Annotated in this window: 1 pseudogene; it reads right to left on the bottom strand. The window is 73.0% G+C overall.

The features are described 5' to 3' along the window. A pseudogene (locus NDO48_RS29275) lies at window positions 1-267 on the bottom strand (hypothetical protein); the annotation flags it as partial.

The following is a 267-nucleotide window of genomic DNA, read 5'->3' as shown; positions in this document are numbered from 1 at the left end:
GCACCGGCCTGCGCGGGCTCTCGCTGGGCGCCGCTCCCGGCCGCCCGGCGCCCTGGCGTTCACGCCAGGCCATCAGGTAGCGCTTGAGTGCCATGGCCGCAGCGAGCAGCACGGCGGCCATCAGCATCAGCCCGGATTCGCCGATGGTGCCGATCAACAGAGCGCTCAGCAGCGGCCCGCACAACCCGCCGACGCTTGCGCCCGCGGCGATGGACGCGAACAGCCGGCGGGCCTGGGCACCATCGAACACATCGGCCATCAGGCTCC

Source organism: Aminobacter sp. MET-1 (assembly GCF_026521175.1).
Classification (GTDB): domain Bacteria; phylum Pseudomonadota; class Alphaproteobacteria; order Rhizobiales; family Rhizobiaceae; genus Aminobacter.
The sequence above is the reverse complement of the archived record's forward strand: the minus strand, read 5'-3'. Positions and strand labels throughout refer to the sequence as shown.